The 5,046-nt window shown below is 69.0% G+C and carries 4 protein-coding genes and 1 pseudogene; 1 reads left to right on the plus strand and 4 read right to left on the minus strand.

From position 1 onward, the window contains the following. The 3 genes from IM632_RS02895 to IM632_RS02905 all read right to left on the minus strand — a co-directional run. The coding region (locus IM632_RS02895; RefSeq protein ID WP_296551995.1) for a 5'-methylthioadenosine/S-adenosylhomocysteine nucleosidase at positions 1-485 on the minus strand (485 nt) is incomplete at its 3' end. Between the two features lie 64 nt (positions 486-549). Further along, positions 550-684: a DUF2256 domain-containing protein gene (locus IM632_RS02900; RefSeq protein WP_293514923.1), complete on the minus strand. Its 135-nt coding sequence runs from the start codon at positions 682-684 to the stop codon at positions 550-552. Then, complete coding sequence (locus IM632_RS02905; protein ID WP_296551997.1) at positions 681-2,207, minus strand: cryptochrome/photolyase family protein; 1,527 nt, start codon at positions 2,205-2,207, stop codon at positions 681-683. The genes IM632_RS02900 and IM632_RS02905 overlap by 4 nt, the downstream gene beginning before the upstream one ends. A gap of 165 nt (positions 2,208-2,372) precedes the next feature. Here IM632_RS02905 and IM632_RS02910 point away from each other — a divergent pair, with 165 nt between their 5' ends. Then, positions 2,373-4,802 (plus strand): TonB-dependent receptor, encoded by a 2,430-nt coding sequence (locus IM632_RS02910; protein WP_296551999.1) that lies wholly within the window; start codon positions 2,373-2,375, stop codon positions 4,800-4,802. A 10-nt stretch (positions 4,803-4,812) separates the two neighbouring features. On the opposite strand, the pseudogene IM632_RS02915 reads toward IM632_RS02910, so the two are convergent. Beyond that, positions 4,813-5,046, minus strand: a pseudogene (locus tag IM632_RS02915) (C-factor); the annotation flags it as partial.

The raw sequence follows: 5,046 nt of genomic DNA on the forward strand, positions 1-5,046 counted from the left end.
AGGGGGACCCCGTGGGCCATGCAGGCGCGGGCGACGGCGAAGGTCTCCATGTCCACCATGTCGGCGTCGATGGCGTCGTAGGCGGCTCCGGAGATCACCGCCCCGCCGGTGGACAGGCGCACGGCGGGCAGGTCGGGCAGCAGGACCTGCAGCGGCAGTTCGCGGGGCAGGTCGAGATAGGGGGTCAGGCCCGCAGGGATGCCAAGGGGCGAGGCGTCGATGTCGCGATAGCTGACGCTCGCGACCTGGTAGACCCCGGTCTGCTCCAGGCTCCGCGAGCCGGCCGAACCCAGGCAGACGGCCAGGTCCGGTGTCTCGCCCCGGGCCTCCAGGCGGGCCAGGGCGGCGCCGGCGGCAAGACCGGCCTCCACCGGTCCCACACCGGTCATCAGGGGCGTAAAGCGGGCGCGAAGGGCCGGGCCGTATTCGGGCGGCGCGGCCATGATGAAGAGAATGCGGCGATTGCCCGCCCTGACGAGTTCCATGAATGCACTCTGCCCCGGATCGTCCCTGGCGTCAGCCCGGGGGCGTGCGAAAAACGGGGAGGCCTCAGGCCCGCCGGCAACGCTCCGAGCAGTACTTCACCTCGTCCCAGACCTTCTCCCACTTCTTGCGCCAGGCGAAGGGGCGCCCGCACACCGGGCAGGTCTTGGTGGGCAGGTCGGCCTTGCGCCGCGCCTTCACAGGCCCAGTTCCGCCAGGCAGGCGGCGGCGTCGGCGCGTAGTTCCTGCCGCCGGTCCTCGCCCATGCGCTCCAGGGTGCGGACCGACTGGGCCATGCGGGGGTTGGAGGCGAACCGGGTCGCATGGCGGTCGATGAAGTCCCAGTAGAGCCGGTTGAAGGGGCAGGCGCCGGTCCCGCTGCGCGCCTTCACGTCGTAGGCGCAGCCGGCGCAGTAGTCCGACATGCGGTTGATGTAGGAGCCGCTGGCCGCATAGGGCTTGGAACCCAGGAGGCCGCCGTCGGCGTATTGGCTCATGCCGATGGTGTTGGGTGCCTCCACCCACTCGAAGGCGTCGGCATAGGCGCCCAGGTACCATTCGTGCAGGACGTGCGGGTCCACCCCGGCAAGAAGGGCGAAGTTGCCCGTCACCATCAGCCGCTGGATATGGTGGGCGTAGGCCAGGTCGAGGGTCTGGCCGATGGCGGCCTTCAGGCAGGCCATGTCAGTCTGTCCCGTCCAGTAGAAGTCCGGCAGGGGCCGCCGGGCCTCCAGGGCGTTGCGGAAGACATAGGCCGGGCCCTCCCGCCAGTAGACGCCCCGCACATACTCTCGCCAGCCGATCACCTGCCGGATGAAGCCCTCGGCCGCGTTCAGGGGAACCCCGCCCCCCCGCCAGGCCGTTTCCACAGCCTTGCAGACCTCAAGCGGCTCCAGAAGGCCGATGTTGAGATACGGCGAGAGAACCGCATGGTGCAGGTAGGGCGAGGCCTGAAGCATGCCGTCCTGGTCGTCCCCGAAGCGGGGCAAGGCGACCTCCAGGAAGTGCGCCAGGCTGGCCTGGGCCTGCTCCCGGGTCACGGCGAACCGGAAGTCATCAAGGCCGCCGAAGCCGTCGGGAAAGCGCCTCGCCACCATCTCGAGAACCGCCTGGGTCCCGGCGTCGGGGTCGTGCCGCAGGGGCTCGGGCAGGAAGAGGCCGCCGGCCGGCGGGGCCCGGTTCTCGGCGTCGAAGTTCCAGCGTCCGCCGGCGGGCGCCTCGCCCTCCATCAACAGGCCGGTGCGACGACGCATCTCGCGGTAGAAGAACTCCATGCGCAGGGCCTTGCGTCCCTCCGCCCAGGTCTCGAAGTCGGCATGTGAGGCGATGAACCGGTCGTCCTCGATCACGGTCACCGGAACGCCCAGGGCGGCGGCCCAGCCGTCAGCCTCCAGCTTTAGGCGCCATTCCCCCGGCTCCGTCAGAAAGACCGCCGAGGCGCCATGCCGGCGCACCGCCCGCTCCAGCTCGCCGCCCAGGGTCCCGGTATTGCCCTCATCGTCCAGCGCCACATAGTCGACCCGCCAGCCCGCCGCCCTGAGGCGTGCTGCGAAATGGCGCATGGCCGCCAGGACCAGGACGATCTTCTTGCGGTGGTGCCGGACATAGGTCGCCTCGCCCATGACCTCGGCCATCAGCACGACGGTCTGCGAGGGATCGCATCTCCGAAGGGAGGAGAGGGAGTCGCTGAGCTGGTCCCCGAGGATCAGGACAAGGTCGGTCATACGCCGACTATGCCATGAACCGGCCGGCGGGGAATCCGGTGACGCCCATCGATCCCTCACCCCCTTTTAGAGAATCTGAACCAAAATCCACATAATGCCTAGTTGTGAGATGGGTGATTAAGCCCGAAGGAGCAGGTCTCATCATCTCGCGTTCTGGGGGTTTCCGTGCGCAATCTTCTTCTTGGCGGCGTCGCTGCACTGGTCCTGGGGGTTCTGGTCGGGGCTCCGGAGGCCTGCGCCGCGTCTGCCCCCGAGGCCCCGGATTCGGCGTCGGAGGGGGCCTCTTCGGCCCTGGACGAGGTGATCGTCACTGCGCGCCGGCGGTCGGAGGCGGCCCAGGACATTCCGGTCGCGGTCTCCGTCCTGACCGCCTCACGGATCGAGGACGCCGGTGTCTTCACAGTCGGCCGGCTCCAGCAGCTGTCGCCCAGTTTCCAGTATTTCTCTTCCAATCCGCGGAACACGACGGTCAACATCCGCGGCCTTGGCGTGCCGTTCGGCCTGACCAGCGACGGTTTCGAGCAGGGCGTCGGCGTCTATGTGGACGACGTCTATTACGCCCGGGCGGCCGCGGCGACCTTCGACTTCCTGGACGTCGCCCAGGTGGAGGTGCTGCGCGGTCCGCAGGGAACCCTCTATGGCAAGAACACCACGGCCGGCGCCATCAACATCACGACGGAGGCGCCGACCTTCGCCTTCGAGGCCAAGGGGGAGGTCACCCTTGGCGACCTGGACTTCCGACAGGTCAAGGGGGCGATCTCCGGACCCCTGACAGAGACCGTTGCGGGGCGTTTCGCCCTGTCCTCGACCTCCCGGCGCGGGACGATCTGGAACGTCAGGACCCAAACCTGGGTGAACAGCCAGGACAACCTGGGGCTCCGCGGCCAACTCCTGATCCGGCCAAGGGCCGGCCTCGATATTCTGCTCGCCGCAGATTACAGCGCCCAGGATCCTGAATGCTGCGCACAGATCTACGTCCGGACCGGCGCGACCCAACGACCCCTTGCGCGCCAGTACGCCGCCCTGGCCGCCGCACAGGGCTACGCCGTTCCCAGCACCAACGCCTTTGACCGGCGCACCGATCTCGACGCCAGCCTGAACGCCGGCAACATCATCGGCGGGGCTTCGGCCCGGGTGAAGTGGGACGTCGGGACGGGGACCCTGACCTCGGTCACCGCCTGGCGCTTCTGGGACTGGAAACCTGAGAACGACCGGGACTTCCTCGGCCTGTCCATCGTCCGCAGGTCCCAGAACCCCTCCCAGCAGGACCAGTACCAGCAGGAGATCCGATTTGACGGCTCCAGCGGTGATTTCGACTACGTCGCCGGCCTCTTCGCCTTCCACCAGCGGATCGACACCCAGGGGACGGAGGAACAGGGCGCCAACGCCAGCCGCTGGACCCTCACGGGCGCCTTGGCCGCCAACCCTGCTGTGCTGGATGGCCTGGTGGCGCGCAACACCCAATGGCTGACAAACACCAGCGCCGCCCTCTTCGGACAGGTCAGCTGGAAGGTGACCGAGGCCCTGACCCTGCAGCCCGGCCTGCGCATCAACTACGATGAGAAGGAGGGCTACTACCTGCGCCGGGTCTTCGACGGACAGGGCGCCCCGGTCCTCTTCGGCCAGACCGATCCCGTCAAGGTCGCCCAGCGCAGCGTCTACGCCCCCCAGCAGAGCGCGCCGCGCTTCAGCGACTGGAACCTCAGCTACGACCTGACCGCCAGCTATCGGTTCACTGGTCACATCCTCGGTTACGCGACCTACGCCAAGGCCTTCAAGACGGGCGGGATCAACCAGAACGGCCTGCCCACGGATGCGGCGGGCAATCCTATCCTGGCGGCCGGAACGATCCGTCCCGAGGACGTCAATCACCTTGAGGCGGGGCTGAAGACCCGGTTCCCCGGCCTCGACGCCATCGTCAACCTGGCCCTCTTCCGCACAGAGATCCGGGACTACCAGGCCACTGTCACCAACGGCCAACTGGGGGTGCTGCGTGGCTATCTCGCCAACGCCGGGCGGGTGCGCAGCCAGGGCGCCGAGATCGACGCCTCGATCGCGCCGACGGCGTTCTTCAGCGCCTACGTCAACGCCGCCTGGACCGACGCCCGCTATGTCCGGTTCGTCGATGCGCCCTGCCCGCCGGAGCTGTCGGGCGGGATATCGGCGGCGGCCGGGCAGGCGCCCAGCGCACCCGGGACGCCCGGTGGGATCAGCCCGGCGAACTGCGACATCTCCGGCTCGCGTCTGCCGGGCGTTTCGGAGTGGGCCTTCACCTATGGCGTCGAGACCCGCCGGCCGGCCGCGCTCTTCGGCCGGCAGGGAGAGGTCTATCTGGGCCTCGACGGGTCCTGGAGATCGGACTTTTCCTCCAACGCCTCGCCATCCGCCTACACGAACGTGAAGGCCTACGGCCTGGTGGGCCTGCGCGCTGGATTCCGGGCCGAGGAGGGCCTGGAGGTCTTCGCCTGGGTCCGCAACGCCCTCGACGCCGAGTACTACGAGTTCCTCGCCGTCGGACCGGGAAACACCGGCCTCATCGCCGGCCAGCCCGGCGATCCCCGCACTGTAGGCCTGACCCTGCGCCTGTCCCGCTGAGCCGGCGCCCCTACCAGGGCACGGTCCGGCCCTCGGCGTCGAAGAAGCCTCCGTTGGCGTCGGAGGGCAGGGTGTCCAATACGGCCAGGAGCTTGCCCGCCGCCGTCTCCGGGCTCTGGGCCTTGGGGGCGTCGCCGACGAAGGGCGCGGAGAGGGCGGTGGCCACCGTACCCGGATGAAGGGCGACGCAGAGGGCCTCGGGGTTGCGCCGGGCCAGCTCGATCGCGGCGGTGCGGACCAGCTG

The sequence above is a fragment of the Phenylobacterium sp. genome, assembly GCF_020402505.1.
GTDB lineage: Bacteria > Pseudomonadota > Alphaproteobacteria > Caulobacterales > Caulobacteraceae > Phenylobacterium.